Origin of the sequence: Stenotrophomonas sp. GD04054, assembly GCF_029836955.1 — a bacterium.
Classification (GTDB): domain Bacteria; phylum Pseudomonadota; class Gammaproteobacteria; order Xanthomonadales; family Xanthomonadaceae; genus Stenotrophomonas; species Stenotrophomonas maltophilia_A.
Map to the genome: position 1 here is coordinate 84701 of NZ_JAOECR010000004.1, position 16247 is coordinate 100947.

13 protein-coding genes and 1 pseudogene are annotated in these 16247 nt (G+C 64.0%); 4 read left to right on the forward strand and 10 right to left on the reverse strand.

The features are described 5' to 3' along the window. Positions 1 to 77: 77 nt before the first annotated feature. Positions 78 to 1880, reverse strand: coding sequence for a hypothetical protein (locus N7573_RS04165; protein ID WP_143048170.1), 1803 nt, complete (start codon positions 1878 to 1880; stop codon positions 78 to 80). A 366-nt stretch (positions 1881 to 2246) separates the two neighbouring features. Here N7573_RS04165 and N7573_RS04170 point away from each other — a divergent pair. After that, positions 2247 to 2720 (forward strand): annotated as a pseudogene (locus tag N7573_RS04170) (ATP-binding protein); the annotation flags it as partial. Between the two features lie 124 nt (positions 2721 to 2844). On the opposite strand, the gene N7573_RS04175 reads toward N7573_RS04170, so the two are convergent. The 3 genes from N7573_RS04175 to yidA all read right to left on the reverse strand — a co-directional run bounded on the left by N7573_RS04175 (position 2845) and on the right by yidA (position 7000). Next, positions 2845 to 3231 carry a hypothetical protein gene (locus tag N7573_RS04175; protein WP_279911965.1) on the reverse strand — a complete coding sequence of 129 codons (387 nt, stop codon included), beginning with the start codon at positions 3229 to 3231 and terminating at the stop codon, positions 2845 to 2847. 119 nt (positions 3232 to 3350) lie between these two features. Continuing rightward, positions 3351 to 5669, reverse strand: a complete 2319-nt coding sequence (locus N7573_RS04180) for a TonB-dependent receptor (protein WP_279911964.1) — start codon at positions 5667 to 5669, stop codon at positions 3351 to 3353. A 497-nt stretch (positions 5670 to 6166) separates the two neighbouring features. Then, positions 6167 to 7000 (reverse strand): sugar-phosphatase, encoded by an 834-nt coding sequence (gene yidA, locus N7573_RS04185; protein WP_279911963.1) that lies wholly within the window; start codon positions 6998 to 7000, stop codon positions 6167 to 6169. A 149-nt stretch (positions 7001 to 7149) separates the two neighbouring features. Between yidA and N7573_RS04190 the strand changes: the two genes are divergently transcribed. Next, the gene (locus tag N7573_RS04190) at positions 7150 to 7812 is read left to right on the forward strand and encodes an exopolysaccharide biosynthesis protein (RefSeq protein WP_279911962.1); all 663 of its coding nucleotides are present in this window, start codon (positions 7150 to 7152) and stop codon (positions 7810 to 7812) included. A 139-nt stretch (positions 7813 to 7951) separates the two neighbouring features. Here the strand turns inward: N7573_RS04190 and N7573_RS04195 are convergent, their stop codons facing one another. Continuing rightward, positions 7952 to 9262, reverse strand: a complete 1311-nt coding sequence (locus N7573_RS04195; protein ID WP_279911961.1) for a sorbosone dehydrogenase family protein — start codon at positions 9260 to 9262, stop codon at positions 7952 to 7954. Next, a complete protein-coding gene (locus tag N7573_RS04200; protein ID WP_049400823.1) occupies positions 9255 to 9695 on the reverse strand; it encodes a DUF2231 domain-containing protein in 441 nt (146 codons plus the stop codon). Before N7573_RS04200 ends, N7573_RS04195 begins: the two co-directional genes overlap by 8 nt. A gap of 310 nt (positions 9696 to 10005) precedes the next feature. On the opposite strand from N7573_RS04200, the gene N7573_RS04205 reads away from it, so the two are divergent. Then, the gene (locus N7573_RS04205; RefSeq protein ID WP_134950807.1) at positions 10006 to 11772 is read left to right on the forward strand and encodes a S8 family serine peptidase; all 1767 of its coding nucleotides are present in this window, start codon (positions 10006 to 10008) and stop codon (positions 11770 to 11772) included. After that, positions 11772 to 12365: a hypothetical protein gene (locus N7573_RS04210; protein ID WP_006399785.1), complete on the forward strand. Its 594-nt coding sequence runs from the start codon at positions 11772 to 11774 to the stop codon at positions 12363 to 12365. Before N7573_RS04205 ends, N7573_RS04210 begins: the two co-directional genes overlap by 1 nt. Positions 12366 to 12490: 125 nt before the next feature. Here the strand turns inward: N7573_RS04210 and N7573_RS04215 are convergent, their stop codons facing one another. The 4 genes from N7573_RS04215 to cyoB all read right to left on the reverse strand — a co-directional run bounded on the left by N7573_RS04215 (position 12491) and on the right by cyoB (position 16247). Further along, positions 12491 to 13162: an SCO family protein gene (locus N7573_RS04215; protein ID WP_345781972.1), complete on the reverse strand. Its 672-nt coding sequence runs from the start codon at positions 13160 to 13162 to the stop codon at positions 12491 to 12493. A 142-nt stretch (positions 13163 to 13304) separates the two neighbouring features. Continuing rightward, positions 13305 to 13637, reverse strand: coding sequence for a cytochrome o ubiquinol oxidase subunit IV (gene cyoD, locus N7573_RS04220; protein WP_006399830.1), 333 nt, complete (start codon positions 13635 to 13637; stop codon positions 13305 to 13307). A 1-nt stretch (position 13638) separates the two neighbouring features. After that, positions 13639 to 14274 carry a cytochrome o ubiquinol oxidase subunit III gene (gene cyoC / locus N7573_RS04225; RefSeq protein WP_012512371.1) on the reverse strand — a complete coding sequence of 212 codons (636 nt, stop codon included), beginning with the start codon at positions 14272 to 14274 and terminating at the stop codon, positions 13639 to 13641. Then, positions 14271 to 16247, reverse strand: a complete 1977-nt coding sequence (gene cyoB / locus N7573_RS04230) for a cytochrome o ubiquinol oxidase subunit I (RefSeq protein ID WP_006474876.1) — start codon at positions 16245 to 16247, stop codon at positions 14271 to 14273. The genes cyoC and cyoB overlap by 4 nt, the downstream gene beginning before the upstream one ends.

Below are 16247 nucleotides of genomic sequence, written 5' to 3' on the forward strand. Positions count from 1 at the left end.
CCACGGACGCACTAATGGGCTCAAACCGGTTTGGGTCCGACTGAAGAAGGACAGGACCTCCGAGGGAAGTTGAGCCATCACCGGATCTCCGGCAGCCGAATGCGAGAAATGATGACAGTCTTTCTAGCCAATGCACACTCGACAAGATCAGTGATCTCAATCAATGCCGGGGGCAATGGCGCAGTCAGCGCATCCACAAAGTCTCTCCAGAATCGCGGGGCAACTCCGGTCCGGAGATCAGGTCGATCCAGGAAGGTCGCACTGGCGCTTTCCAAGCGATCCCGGTAGAGCATTGCAACCGCCAGCGCATCAGGATCCTTACAGAGGATCAGTCCCGCGCCAGGAGAAGCGGCCTTGTACACACGGCGGGGAACCTGAGCTTCAGCAGCCTCGTCCGCGCTACCCGAGAGGAACAGGTGGAGGTCCTCAACCGTCGAGAAATCCGACACTTCAAGAAGCCGCTCGTGATCAGAAAATGCTTGAACGATCAGTCTGTTCTGGTGCCGCCTAACCTGCCTCTCAAACAAGGCGATGCGAAGGGCATTTGGGACGTAGTGCCCCAAGGTCGTCTTGACCGATCGGTGGCCAAATATCCTCGCCGCTACGACAAGATCACCATCTGCCTCAAGGAACTTTAGCACTCCGGAGTTCATTCGTAGATTCTTGTAGGTGAGCTTCTCTCTCCATGGAGCGAGCTCGGCATGGCGCTCCCCGAAGTTCGTTGCCCGGGTGACCATGCCGGCTCCCCTGACACTGCGCCAAGCTTCAGATGCACCAAGTGCATTCAGGAACGCTTTCTCCGAGAAGGCTTTCAAACGGTAGTCGAGGCTACTGATGCCAATCCAAAGATGGTTTGCATCCTTCCTTCTCCCTTCCTGGATCATCCGAGTACGTACGGGCTCGGTCCACTCGAAGACCTTCACAAGAACTCGCTGGGCAAGAGGCGAAAGCTCCACACTCTTCTCCTCACCCGCACGCAGCTTCTCCACGCTAAAGCGAATACCCCCTTTTCCGACAAGACCATCGGAGGAGATGTAGGTTCCACCATGACGATCCCTTTCTATCCTGGCCCTGTACAACGCCACCGGGTTAAGAATCGGGTGTTCAATGAGTAGGATCAGTATGCAGACCGCCGCCTGCTTGCTACTCATGATGCCAAGGTATGGCAGGAGCTCGTTCTTTCCGAACGAAGAAACGAAGTCCCAGATTCTGCTAGACCCATCTAAGATGGATGCCTTGCTCGACTTCACATCGAATTTGCGTCGCTGCCTAGGAATCCCGCCCATATCAAAGACGCATATCCCCAAGGCAATCCTGAGACCCTTCTCATATCGCTCTTGATTCAGCAGGTGCCCCCAGTTCTCTCGGGAGAATCCGCCTCGGCGATGCGCCTTAAGCTCATGTAGTGAACCTACATCGAAACGGCTAATTTCAGCCAAGCCTCTCTCTCGTTGAGCCACGAACTCCTCGAAGTCCTTCACTGCGCAGCGGAGAATCGTGTTTACTGCCTTCCCAAGTTTTTCCTGATAGCGATCTAGGTACTCTGCACTTCCATCAACGATTGAGATCGACTCGAAGAGATTGTCGTTGTATGAGTTCTGTGCCGAATTCAAAGTCTTTGGGGCGTTGTTCAGGCACACTGGTGAGTTTGCAGCATGCTCCCTATCCGCAATGATGAGCGCGCGAGGCGGAGCGGAGATGGCAGCCAATTTCGATTCGACGAAGTTGATTGCACCGGTCTGAACAAGACAGGGGATGAATCGAACAAAGCTGGTCCACTGATTCGTGATCGTAGTTAGCGCGACTCCAACCGCCGCTCTGGCCGCGTAGAACTCACCCCGAAGATCAGACAATTGCGCGACCAAGGCAGCGGAACTCATTCGACGACTTGGAGCCGACCACCCCCTTCTTGCACCGAGGGCCTGCCAGAACTGAAGGACGCAGCGAACCGAGTACGTGTTCTGGGCCGCGACGTAGCGCCTTGATAGCTTGACAATTGCATCGACAAATGCGGCTTGACCGCGAGGTCCGATCCAACTCCGAAGAAATGTGAAGTCAATCGACGCTACTCCATGCGCCCGACCGATCGCCCTTACCGTGATCCAAAGTCCGTCCGGGCCCGTTTGGACCTCGCCGACACTCTTCTTCTTTCTAGTTGCCATGCAATGTGAGCTACCGTGGTGAGCAGAGCTAATTTGCCGCACCTTATCTTTTTTCCCAAGCACTATTCCTCACAAAACATCTGGATGAACCCTTGCCCGTGTGGCTGGGCCGGTGACCGCAGCAACCGCTGCCTGTGCAGTGACGAGCGCATCAACCGCTATCGCGCGCGGGTATCCGGCCCGCTGCTGGACCGCATCGACCTGCATATCGGCGTGACGCGCATGGATGCGGTGGAGCTGCGCGAGAGCACGCCGCTGGGTGAGCCCAGTGCATCGGTACGCGCACGGGTGGAAGCCGCGCACGCCCGGCAGCAGGCGCGTGGCGGGCTCAATGCCCATCTGCCACCGGCGGCGCTGCGGGCGTGCACGAAGCTGAGCGAGGCCGATCAGGATCTGTTGGAGCAGGCGATTGAGCGTCTGCAGCTTTCTGCGCGGGCGATGCACCGGATTCTGCGGGTGGCGCGCACGATTGCTGATCTGGCGGGTTGTGAAACGATCCAGACGGCGCATCTGGCTGAGGCGATCGGTTACCGGCAGTTGGATCGGGGGAAGCCCTAGGAGCACCGTTCGGAGTGGTCGTTGGTTGAGTCGACCGTTGGTCGACTCACGCGCGAAGCGCGGCCTTCTGTGAAGTAGATGCAAAGAGCGGTCGACTAACAGTCGCCCCCACCAAGGGCAGGCATCAGGCTGCGGAATGCAACCGTCCCCGCTTCGCCAGCAACGCCACCCGACGGCTGACCAGCGCGTGCAGCTCCGCCAGCTCCGACGCCCGGTCAGCCGTCATGTTCCCGCCGAACAACACCCGCGACAACGCCGCCTCGTCGCTGTCGTGCGGGTGCCGCCACCGGTCCCGGTACACCTTCTGGCACACCAGCCAGGCCAGCCGCAGCCCCCCACCGGGCAACGGACGGACCACGCGCTCGTAGACGTGCCAGAACTGGTACTCGGCCTGCAGGTCGATCACAGGCGCCACGGACAGCGCCTGCCGGGGCCGTCCTGGGCCCCGGATGCCGAACAGCGGGGTTCGCGGGTTGTACTGAGCCATGCCGACAGCATGACCCAGCAACATTGTGGGAACCTTGCGTCGCCGCCAGAAAATCCCTGTTGATTGCGCAAGGCGGGTTTGTGGGCGGATCTGGGCACCTGCCTGGGGACCGCCAGGTGCATCCACGCATGGCGTGGATCTACTTAGAACGCCATCGAGGTGCTGAACATCAGCTGCCGGGGGGCGCTGCGCTGCAGGGTCTGGTAATCCCCCGAGAACGACGAGCCGGCGATGGTGGCGGTGCCGATGTTGTGGCGGTTGAACAGGTTGCTCACGTCCAGCCGCAGCTCCAGGCCGGGCACGGCGCTGTCCGCACCGAAGCGGTAGGCGGCATAGGTGTTGACCTGCCAGAAGGTCGGCACGCGGATGTCGTTCTCGTAGGTGAAGGGCTGGCGCAGGTAGGAGGTGCTGGTGGCACCGAAGCGCCAATCACCGAAATGCGCCGACAGGTCGCTGACCAGCGAGATCTGGGGATAGCCCGGCTGGGCGTTGCCCTTGATCGGGTACACCGTGTCGCCCACCACGAAATCGCTGTCGTAGTACGAACGGGCCACGGCCACGCCCTGGTAGAACTGCAGGTGGTCGGTCAGGTCGGCGGTGATGCCGAGGTCAGCGCCGATCACGTGCATCTTCGGCATCAGCCGCACCGTGTTGATCTGCGCGAACTGCGTACCGATGGCGGCCGACAGCAGGCGGTTGCGGATGTCGTTGTAGAACACGTCGCCGGTGATCGTCAGCCGGTCGAAGCGATGCGACGCTCCCACGGTCAGGTTCCAGTTCTTCTCCGGGCGCAGGGTGCCGGCCACGCGGTCGAACTCTTCCTGGTCGGTGATGGTCCACGCCGAGGCGGTGTAGCCGATGTTGCCGCGCTGAGCGACGCGGTAGCCGTTCATGGTGTTGGCCAGGTCGATGAAGGCATCGGTGGATTCGGTCGGGCTCCAGAACAGGGAGACATGCGGCAGGAAGTTGCTCTTCGCGCGAAGCGTGCCGTTCACCGGCCGGTCCTTGGCATCGCCGAGGCCGCCGCCGCTGGTGCGGAAGTCCACGGCCTTGAAGCCGACACCCAGCTTCAGCGTGTCGTTCAACACGATGTCGTCCTGCAGGTAGAACTGGCGCGAGCGGGTCACCCAGCTCGATGCGTTGTCGGTCTTGAACGCGGGGCCGTACACATCGAACGGGCCGGTGGCCTTCAGCGGCGGGCCCTCGCCCAGCAGCGGCTGCTGGTACCACTCGGTCTTGGCCGCGGCCTTGCTCTTCTCCTGCCAGACGCCAGCAGTGAAGGTGTGCGCGCCGGTCTCGAACTGCAGGTTGACCATGCCACCCAGCCGATTCACACGCGGCGTCTGCACCTGTTCGGAGAACGGCGCACCGTTGGGCGACGGCACGGTCGGGTCGGTCAGCGTGGCCTGGGTGTGGCTGTTGGCGTTGTACAGCTGCACGTTGCCGCTCAGCGCCGGGGTGATCTGGAAGCGGTGGTTGATCGAGGACACGCGGTCGCGGGTGATCTGGCCGGTGTCGTACGGGATCAGTTCGGACAGCTCACCGCAGGTGTAGGCGCCGCAGGACTTGTCCGCATTCTCCGGCGAGGCCACGTACCACGCCCACGCATAATCGGGATAGAAGATGTCGGCCTTCCAGCCCAGCTTGCGGATCATGTCGAAGGAGATGTTGTTGTAGCCCCAGACCTTGGCCTTGCTGTCAGACAGGAACACGGTGAAGTCGCCCCAGGCGACGTCCTGCTGCAGCTTCAGGTCGCCGCGCAGGAAGTTCTGCGTGCCCTCGCCCTGGTACTTGTCGGCCGACACCCGCTGCAGGTCGACCAGCACTTTCGGGCCATGCTCGCCGAGCTGGCCGCTCTGCCCGGATACGGTGGTGACCAGCGTGTTGTTGCTGCCCACGCCCTGCTTCACGCGCAGGCTGGGCGTGTCCTGCAGGTCGCGCAGACGATATTCCAGGCTGCCGCCGTTGACGCTGCTGGAGAACACGCTGACCGGTGCCCCACCGGGGCTGACCGTGATCGCGCCGATGCCATCGGGCACGCCCACGTTCACCACACTGGTACCGGTGAGCGAGAGGAAGCCGTTGTCGTTCAGCGGCACGCCTTCGAAGGTGATGCCCATTTCGTTCATGCGGAAGCCGCGCACGAACAGGCTGGTGGCCGAGATATCCAGGCCAAGGCCATCGGTGGCGGTGTAGCTGGCGCCCGGCACCTGCTTGAGCATGGCCAGGCCATTGTTGCCGGTGACCATCGCGTCGAGGTCTTCGGCCTTGATGATGTAGCGGTTGGGACCGACCACCTGGGTGGGCGCAACGGCGGCGCCGCGCGGGGTAGCGATGACCTGCAGGGCGTTCAAGGTGGTGGGGGTGTCATGTGCTGCGTCGTGAGTCTCGGCGGCGTACACAGGTGCGGTGATGGCCGTGATGATGGCCAAGGCGAGGCGCGTCGTGGGTGGGGTGTTCATCGGCAGATCCAGGTGCAGGGAGAGAGCGGCGCAGGCGCACGCCCAGCGCGTTGCAGCACCGGTGTCGGCGCCCTGGCTGGCGATGCGATTGCGTTGAGGGAGCGACGGCGCAGTGCGCGCCGGTCAGCAGACGAAGACGATCATCTGCCGTGGGATTCGATGGGGTGATTTCGACGTGCGAAATTCTTGCATCGCAGTGCCGCATTCGCCATTGCGCGGTGGTACAGCGCGGATGGCGATGGGGATGGGTGGGTTATACGTGGGTATAGCCTGGGTCGGCGCATACGGTGCGCGTGTGCCAACCAAGATTGGCACCTACCGAGGCGGACGGGACCCGGTAGAGGCCGACCTTGGTCGGCGCTTGCCGTCTGCGTGTGCCAACCAAGGTTGGCACCTACCAGGGCGGATGGGACATGGTAGAGGCCGACCTTGGTCGGCGCATACGGTGTGCGTGTGCCAACAATGGTTGGCACCCACCAGGGCATAGGGACGCGCGGTTACTGCAGGACGAAACGCTCGATCGCGCGCGCCACGCCTTCGTCGGCGTTGCTGGTGGTCTCGAACCGCGCCACCGCCTTCACCGCGTCGATGGCATTGCCCATCGCCACACTGGTACCGGCGTACTGCAGCATGGTCAGGTCGTTCTCCTGGTCACCGATGGCCATCACGTTGGCACGGTCGATGCCCAGGTGTTCGGCCAGCTTCTGCAGGCTCGGCCCCTTGCCGGCGCGGTGGTCGAACACTTCCAGGAAGAACGGTGCGCTCTTCAGCACCGCGAAGCGCTCGGTCAGCTCGGCGGGCAGGCGCGCGATGGCGGCATCCAGCACGTCGGGCGCGTCGATCATCATCAGCTTGATGAAGGACATGGACGGGTCCATGTCGGCCACGCGGCGGTACGACAGCGGCATCCGCGAAAGATGCGAGTCGGCCACGGTGTAGTAGCTGATGTCCTGGTTGGGCGTGTACATGCGCTGGCTGTCCAGTGCCTGGAAGTGCACGCCCAGGTCGCGGGCCACCTGCTCGCAGAACAGGAAGTCGTCGAAGCTGAGCGGGTACTCGACCACGGTTTCGCGCGTGCCGATGCGCTGCACCAGGCCGCCATTGCAGGCGATGCAGTAGTCGTCGTCGCCGGCGATGTCCAGCTCGTGCAGGAACGGTGCCAGGCCCGGAACCGGGCGGCCACTGGTCAGCACGATGTGCACGCCCAGCGCGCGCGCCTGTGCGATCGCCTGCTTGGCCCGCGCGGTGAGGGTGTGGCCGGGGTCCAGCAGGGTGCCATCCATGTCGATGGCGACCAGTTCGATGGTCGATTGCCTGCGGCCCATGTCCATTGCGTTCAACTCGTGCGGGGCACGCCAGTTTACCCCCTCATGCCCGGTTCACCTCTTTGCCCACATTGGCCGGGATACTGCGGGAGCCTGTGCGTCCCCCACCGCAGGACGGCCCGCTGACCGCCCTTCCCTGGAGAACCTTGCGACGCATGACCTACCGTGCCCCCGAAACCAACGACAGCGCGCCCCTGGCCGAGCAGATCGAGCAGATGATCGACGAGCTGCCCGGTGAGCAGGTCAGTATCGGCACCCTGCTCAGTGCGCTGGGCGACGAAGGCCTGCTGCTGATCGTGATCCTGCTCTCGGCCATCTTCATCATTCCGGTGTCGATTCCGGGGCTGAGCACGGTGTTTGGTGCCTCGATCCTGCTGATCGGCCTGAGCCGCGTACGCAACCGGCCGCTGTGGGTGCCGCAGAAGCTGGCGCGCCGTGAGATCGCCACCGACAAGCTGAAGGCCAACCTGGGCCGTGCGCTGAAGTGGGTGCACCGCATGGAGCGCCTGTCGCGACCGATGCGGCTGGCGGTGATGGTGCGCTCGAAGAAGATCATGCGCCTGAACAACCTGATGCTGGTGTTCGCGACCCTGCTGCTGATGGCCCCGGCCGGGCCGATTCCGTTCAGCAATACCTTGCCGGCACTGGCGCTGATGTCGTTTGCGATTGGCTTCATCCAGCGCGATGGTGCGGCGGTGGCCGCTGGGTACGGCTTTGTTGTGGCCACGGTGGTGTATTTCGGCGTGCTGCTGGGTGGCGTGGGGTTCGCTGCCGAATCGGTGTTCAGTGGATTCCGCGCTGCGCCTTCGGAAATGTAGAGCCGAGCCCAGGCTCGGCGGCTTATGGCTTTTTGTAGAGTCGAGCCATGCTCGACTGCTGCTGGCAAAAGCAGTCGAGCATGGCTCGACTCTACAAGGGCCAGATCCAAAGCAGTCGAGCAAGCTCGACTCTACAAGGCTACTTGGCAGACACCCGCCACACCACGTCGCCCACGTCGTCGGCCACCAGCAGTGCGCCCTCGGCATCCATCGCCATGCCTACCGGTGCGCCCATCAAGGTCTTCTCGTCCTTGGAGGCGAAGCCGCTGACCACGGTCTGCGGCCGCCCGGTCGGCTTGCCGTCCTTGAACGGTACGTAGACCACTTCGTAGCCGCTCAATGGTGAGCGATCCCAGCTGCCGTGCTCGCCGATGAAGGCGCCGCCGTGGAACTGCGCCGGCAGTGCCTGGCCGGTGTAGAACAGCAGGCCCAGCGGCGCCACGTGCGAGCCGATGGCGTAGTCCGGCGTGATGGCTTTCGCCACCAGGTCCGGCCGCTGCGGCTGCACGCGCTCGTCCACGTGCTGGCCGTAGTAGCTGTAGGGCCAGCCGTAGAAGCCATCTTCCTTCACCGAGGTGAGGTAATCCGGCACCAGGTCGGCACCGATCTCGTCGCGTTCGTTTGCCACCGCCCACAGCTTCCCGGTGCTCGGCTCCCAGTCCAGTCCGGTCGGGTTGCGGATGCCCGACGCAAAGATGCGGCTGCCACGGGTGGCGACGTCCACTTCCAGCACCACCGCGCGGCGGTACTCGACGGCCAGGCCGTTCTCGGTGATGTTGCTGTTGGAGCCCACGCCCACGTACAGCTTGCTGCCATCGCGGCTGGCCAGCAGTTCCTTGGTCCAGTGGTGATTGATGGTGCTGGGCAGGTCGGTGAACTCACGGCCCTTGTCGGACATGCGGGTTTCACCCGGCACGTAGTGGTACTGCACGATGTTGCCGGTGTTGGCCACGTACAGCGTGTCGCCGATCAGCTGGATGCCGAACGGCGAATGCAGGCCTTCGATGTAGACGTGTTGGGTCCAGGTGTTCGTTCCCGGCGTGCGGCGCAGCAGGGTGACCCGGTTGCCGCCCTTGCCGGCCTTGCCCGAGCGCGCCTTGACCTTGCCGGCGATCCACTGCTTGGGCGTGGTGACCGGTTCTTCGCCGGGGCCATTGCCCTCCACCACCAGCACATCGCCGTTGGGCAGGGTCAGCAGACGCCGCGGATGCAGCAGGTTGGCGGCGATGCGTTCGATCTTCAGGCCTTCGGCCACCGTGGGTGACTGCCCCTCGGCCCAACCCACGCCGCGCGGCACCTGCATCGGCGGCATCAGGAAGTTCTTCGGTGCCGGCAGTGGTGGCTTCGCACCGGATTGGTCGGTGGGGTGGTACTCGGCCTTGCCGGCACAGGCCGACAGGGTCACGGCCAGCGCCAGCGCGGCCACGGTGGGCAGGATGTGCTTAGCCATGACGGCCTCCCTGCAGCACCGGCGGCTGCAACGACAGCAGGATCAGGCCCAGGGCGATCAGGGCCACGGTCAGCGCCGACAGGATCGTGCCCGGCACGGCAACGGCATACGCATCGCGGCTGTGCACGAAGGCGTTCCAGATGGCCAGCACCACCGCGACCAGGTTGAGGAAGAAGTCGATGCGGTCGATGCGCGTGGCGGTACCGTTGCGGCGCCAGACCGCGAACAGGTTGATCAGGCGCGGAATGATGGCGATCAGCAGGCCGAAGGTGATCAGCCAGGCGGCGGCCTTGCCCCACATCACCTCGGCGCTGTTGAGGTAGATCGCGTCGAAGATCAGCGCGCCGACGAAGAAGCCGAAGGGTATCGGGTTCAACAGGCTGAACAGCGTGGTGCCGAGGCCGCGATGGGCCTGGGCCAGAGGGTTGACCATCATCGTGCTCCGATGCGGAAGGGTGCACGGGCTGTAGTAGCACAGCCGGATGTGAGGGCGCGCGATGATGCCGGGTAGATCCACGCCATGCGTCGATACGCGTGCCAACCAAGGTGGGCACCTACCAGATGCGGGCCGCTGCAGTCGTCATTACCCCACGGCATAAGTGTTTGTGACGCAATCGGCACATCTGCAGATTGGGAGTGTGAAGAGGTAGGGGGTTGTTCGTTGTGTCGCGTTTGGCTCGTTGCGATGGGGCAGTTCCGCCCCGCCGTCCTGCCATGCCGATTCACAACAGAAGGATTCGTGTATGAAGCGACACACGCAACGCTCCGCGCCACCGCGCTCCGCGCGCCTGGCCCTTGCCACTGCCCTGGTGCTGGGCAGCCTGGCCGTCACCGCCCAGGCCCAGCAGGCCGATCCGCTGGCCGGGCGTCAGTGGCATCTGCTCAACACCGGACAGACCGTACTGGGCGATACCCTGCCGGTGGCTGGCAACGATCTGAACGTGGATGGCCTGTTCCGCAATGGCATCCGTGGCCAGGGCGTCACCATCGCCATCGTCGATGACGGCCTGCAGATCGCACACCCGGACCTGGCCGCCAACGTTGCGGCGGTCGCCGGCAAGAACTTCGCCAACCAGAGCAACAACCCTTCACCGTCCAATCCGGACCGCGACAATCACGGCACCATGGTCGGCGGCATCGCCGGTGCAGTAGGTGCCAACAACCTGGGCGTGCGCGGCGTCGCCTCGGCGGCCACCCTGAAGGGCTTCAATTTCCTGGCCTCCAATGCCCAGGGCAATTCGAACTCCAACATCGAGTACTCGTGGTGGGATGGCGCCGAAGTGGCCGACGTGGGGGTCTTCAACAACAGCTGGGGCTCCAGCCCGGGCAACCCCAACCTGCCGCTCGCCTATAGCCAGAACGACATCGCCGCCTATGAGCAGGCCATGTCCGGCACCCGTGGCGGGCGCGGTGGCATCTACGTGAAGGCCGCCGGCAACAATCACAACAACGGTGCACGCTCGGATGGCACCGACATCTGCTCGGCAGACACCAAGAACCGCAACACGGGTTGCATCCCGGCCGGTCGCGACCCGCGTAACAACCTGTTCAACGTGATCACCGTTGCCGCCGTGCGCGCCGATGGCGTGCGCTCTTCCTACTCGTCCACCGGCTCGGCGCTGTGGGTGTCCGGCTTCGGCGGTGAGAATGGTTGGCAGCGGCAGGTCGTGCCGGGGCAGCTGGCGATCCGCTACGATCCGGCCATCCTCACCACCGATGTCACCGGCTGCGCGCAGGGCAGCAACAAGAACACGAGCCTGCGCAACACCTTGGACGGCGACCAGTCTGCCATCGACAGCACCTGCAACTACACCGGCAAGATGAACGGCACCTCGGCGGCCACGCCGATGGTGTCGGGCGTGGCGGCACTGCTGCTGGAGACCAACCCGAACCTGTCCTACCGCGATGTGAAGTACATCCTGGCCACCACCGCCACCCGCACCGATCCGAACCGGGCAGCGGTGACCCACTCCGACGGCCGCGTGCTGGTGCCGGGCTGGACGGTGAATGCCGCCGGCCGTGCCTACAGCAACTGGTACGGTTTCGGTGTGGTCAATGCGGCACGCGCGGTACAGGTCGCAGAGGACTTCCAGCCGCTGGGTGCACTGGTGGATAGTGGCTGGCGCAACACGACGCGTACCGTGGCCATCGGCAATACCTCGGCGGCCGCGGCGCGCCTGACCTTCCAGCTGGCCAACGGTGCGCGCAACATCGAGAGCGTGCAGCTCGGCTTCCGCGTCAACCACAGCAACACCCGCCAGCTGCAGTTCGTGCTGATCTCGCCCAGTGGCACCCGCAGCGTGGTGCAGCCGGCATTCACCGCGATCGGCTCTGGCCTCAATGGCGTCCAGCGCAACTTCACCAACTGGGACCTGCTGTCCAGCAATGCCTTCCTGGATGAGAACGCCACGGGCACCTGGACGCTGGAAGTCACCGACCTGGGGCAGGCCGCGAACGCTGCATCGCGTGGCAACCTCGAATTCTTCAAGATCCGCGTTCTGGGGCACTGATGATGAAGACGACCATTCTGTTGAGCACCCTCGCCCTCGCGGCGATGACCACCACCGCCTGGGCACAGAGCTCGGGCCAGACACCTCCGGCGAAGACCTTGTCGACCGTAGACACGCAGCAGTTGAAGGCGGAGGCCACCGGCCGTTCGTTCAATGTCGGCGGCTCGCGCTTCCAGCTGGCGCCGTCGGCAACCGTGCAGCAGGCCAGCGGCGGCCAGTTCAGGATCACCACCGGGGCTGATGCCAGCGCGGCGGCCGTCGGCACCCGCAGCAAGCGGTCCACGGATGCGTCTACCGGTGTGGCCGCACGTGCGGATGCCGGTGCCAGCAAGTTTGCGGCCGCTGTCTCCAACGATGGCGCGCCGGTCGTGGCGACCTCGCGGGTCAAGGTGTTCTTCACCGATGCGGCTTCGGCGCAGCGTGCGGCCACCGCCACCGGCGGCACCGTGGTGAAGGTATCCAAGGCCTCGGGCCGCGCGATTGTGGAGTATCCGTCGGTGAACGCGGCACTGGATGCGACCACCAAGCTGCTGTCGACCGCCGGCATCAAGGCGGCCGAGCCAGACGTGGTGCAGTGGGAAGAAACCAAGTAAGGCGTTGAGTGGTGCCCCCGGCCGGTTGGCTCTCCTGGCCGGTCGGGGGATTGGTGTGGGGGGTGTGCCGACCAACGGTCGGCACCCACCAGATTCATTCACCGCGTGTCGACCAAGGTCGACACCTACCGGGCGGCGAGCATGTCGCTTTGCTTGAGGTGGCAGCTGGCCAGCGGGCCGTTGCCGGCGGCCGGATGGCCCGGCTCCAGCAGCAGGCGCTGCACGTCGGAGAACAGTTTCTCCACCGGCATGCCGTACGGTGCGAACAGGCGCAGACGGCCTTGGCGATCAAACACGTAGCCGCCGGCGATATGGCTCATGGTGTAGGTGTCCGGCACCGGGCCGGGTTCCTTTTCGTAGAACGCCTTGAAGTCGCTGGCCATCGCGGCCAGTTGCGCTTCGTTGCCGACCAATGCGACCGCCTTGGGGTCGAACGCTTCCACATAGGTGCGGGCGACTTCGGGCGTGTCGCGTGCGGGATCGACACTGACGAACACTACCTGCAGCTGGTCGGCATCCTTGCCCATCAGGTGCTTGACCTGGCTGAGCTCGACCATGGTGGTCGGGCACACGTCCGGGCAGCTGGTGAAGCCAAAGAACAGATAGGTCACCTGCCCCTGCAGGTCCTTGGGCCCGCGCACGGCGCCGTAGCTGTCAGGCATCGACCAGTGCTGGCCGAGCTCTTCGCAGGCAATGTCCTTGGAGTAGAAATCCATGCGCGACTGCGCGCTGCAGCCAGCCAGCAGGCCGATGGCCAGGCCTGCCAGCAGCGGCAGGCGGAATCGGGGAGAGAACAACGAACGGACAACAGCAGCAGGACGCTTCACGGGTACCACCAACGCAGACGCGGGCGGGGTCTCGGTCAGGCCTGCCCGTGGGGGAAAGAGGACGGAGGTGCCGGGGTGATCGCGCGGTCCATGCCGATCACCCCGGCCACGGTCAGTTGATCATCATGTGGTAGTGCATGCTCCAGATGATCCAGACCGACAGTGCGACGACGATGAACAGGATCACCAGGGTGAACACGAAGCTGGCCAGGTTCCAGCCGCCTTCGGACTTGCGGTCCATGTGCAGGAAATAGACCAGCTGCACCAGGATCTGCGCCACCGCGAAGCCGACCAGCAGGAACAGCGTGAGCGGCCGCGACAGCACCGGGTTCATCACCAGCGCGAACGGCACCACGGTCAGCAGCGCGCACAGCACGAAGCCGATCAGGTAGGACTTGGTGGAGCCGTGCGCATTGCCGGCGCGCGAGGTTTCGACGTGGGCCATGTCAGAAGGCTCCGATCAGGTAGACGAAGGTGAAGACGCAGATCCACACCAGGTCCAGGAAGTGCCAGAACAGGCTCAGGCACGACACGCGGGTGATGTTGGTCGGGGTCAGGCCGCGGCTGTAGACCTGGTGCATGACCACCGCCATCCAGATCAGGCCGCTGGCCACGTGCAGGCCGTGGGTGGCGACCAGCGCGAAGAACGCCGACAGGTAGGCACTGGTGCTGGGGCCCGCGCCTTCGTGGATCAGGTGCGAGAACTCGTAGATCTCCATGCCGATGAACGAGGCACCGAGCACGAAGGTCACGCCCAGCCAGCGCAGCACTGCCGAGGTATCGTGGCGATGCATCGCCAGCACGGCCTGGCCATAGGTGATGCTGGAGACCAGCAGCAGGAAGGTCTCGGCCATCACGAACGGCAGCGAGAACAGATCCTTGCCGGTGGGGCCGCCGGCGTAGGCGGTGCTGAGCACCGCGTACGAGGCGAACAGCGAACCGAACAGCACCAGGTCGGACATGAGGTAGACCCACATGCCGAACACCTTCATGCCGCCCTGCTCGTGGCCATGGTCGTGTTCGTGGTGGTCCTCGTGCGCCTGCGTGTCGCTGGCCAGCTCCGGGCGGGTCAACAGGTTCATGCGCGTACCTCCTTCAGCTTGGCAAGGTTGGCTGCTTCGGTGCGCGCCACCTCTTCGGAACTGACGTAGTAGTCCACGTCCTCGTCATAGGACCGCACGATCAGGGTGACGATCATCGCGATGAAGCTGGCTGCAGCCATCCACCAGATGTGCCAGACCAGGGCGAAGCACAACACCAGGATCCAGATGTTGAGGATCAGCGGCACGCCGGTGTTCTTCGGCATGTGGATCGGTGCGTACTTCTTCGGCGGCGGCGGCAGGCCGCGCTTCTTCGCTTCGTGGAAGGCATCCAGCTCATCGGCCTTGGGCACCACGGCGAAGTTGTAGAACGGCGGCGGCGACGGCGTGGCCCATTCCAGCGTGCGTGCGTTCCACGGGTCGCCGGTCAGGTCCAGGTTGCGCTTGCGGTCGCGCACGCTCACGTAGATCTGCACCAGCATCAGGATGATGCCCGCGAACACGAACAGTGCACCGATGAAGGCGGCGATCAGGTACGGCGTCCACGCCGGGTTGTCGTACTGGTTCATGCGGCGGGTCATGCCCATGAAGCCGAGCATGTACAGCGGCATGAAGGCCAGGTAGAAACCGATCACCCAGCAGGCGAACGACCACTTGCCCAGGCGCTCGTTGAGGGTGAAGCCGAACACCTTCGGGAACCAGTAGGCGAAGCCGGCCAGGTAGCCGAACAGCGCGCCGCCGATGATGGTGTTGTGGAAGTGCGCGACCAGGAACAGGCTGTTGTGCAGCAGGAAGTCCGCGCCCGGAATGGCCAGCAGCACGCCGGTCATGCCACCGATGGTGAAGGTGACCAGGAAGGCGATGGTCCACAGCATCGGCACGCTGAACTCGACGCGGCCGCCATACATGGTGAACAGCCAGGTGAAGATCTTCACGCCGGTGGGAATGGCGATGATCATCGTCATGATGCCGAAGAAGGCATTGACGCTGGCACCGGAACCCATGGTGAAGAAGTGGTGCAGCCAGACGATGAACGACAGGATGCCGATCGCCAGCGTGGCGCCCACCATCGACTTGTAGCCGAACAGCTTCTTGCGCGCGAACGTCGCGGTCACTTCAGAGAAGATGCCGAATGCCGGCAGCACCAGGATGTACACCTCCGGGTGGCCCCAGGCCCACACCAGGTTCACGTACATCATCGGGTTGCCACCCAACGTGTTGGTGTAGAAGTTGAAGTCCAAGTAGCGGTCCAGGGTGAGCGCACCCAGCGCCACGGTCAGGATCGGGAAGGCGGCGATGATGATCACGCTGGTGACCAGCACGGTCCAGGTGAACACCGGCATCTTCATCAGGGTCATGCCCGGCGCACGCATGCGCAGGATGGTGATGAACAGGTTGACGCCGGTCAGCAATGTGCCGATGCCCGAGGCCTGCAACGCCCAGATGTAGTAGTCCACGCCCACGCCTGGACTGAACTCGATGCCCGACAGCGGCGGATAGGCTACCCAGCCGGTCATGGCGAATTCGCCAACGCCCAGCGAGATCATCATCAGCGCGGCGCCGACCACGAAGATCCAGAAGCTGAAGGCGTTGAGGAACGGGAACGCCATGTCGCGTGCGCCGATCTGCAGCGGCACGATGATGTTCATCAGGCCGACCACGAACGGGGTGGCCACGAAGAAGATCATGATCACGCCGTGCGCGGTGAAGATCTGGTCGTAGTGCTCAGGTGGCAGGAAGCCGTCACTGCCCGGGCCAGCCGCGGCCAGCTGCGCGCGCATCATCAGCGCATCGGCAAAGCCGCGCACCAGCATGACCAGCGCTACCACCACGTACATGATGCCGATCTTCTTGTGGTCCACGGTGGTGAACCAGTCACGCCACAGCGGGCCCCACAGCTTGAAGTACGTCACCGCGCCGAGCAGCGCGAGGCCACCCAGCACCATGGCCGCCAATGTGACCACGACGATCGGCTCGTGCAGCGGCACGGCCTCCCACGTCAATTTACCCAACAT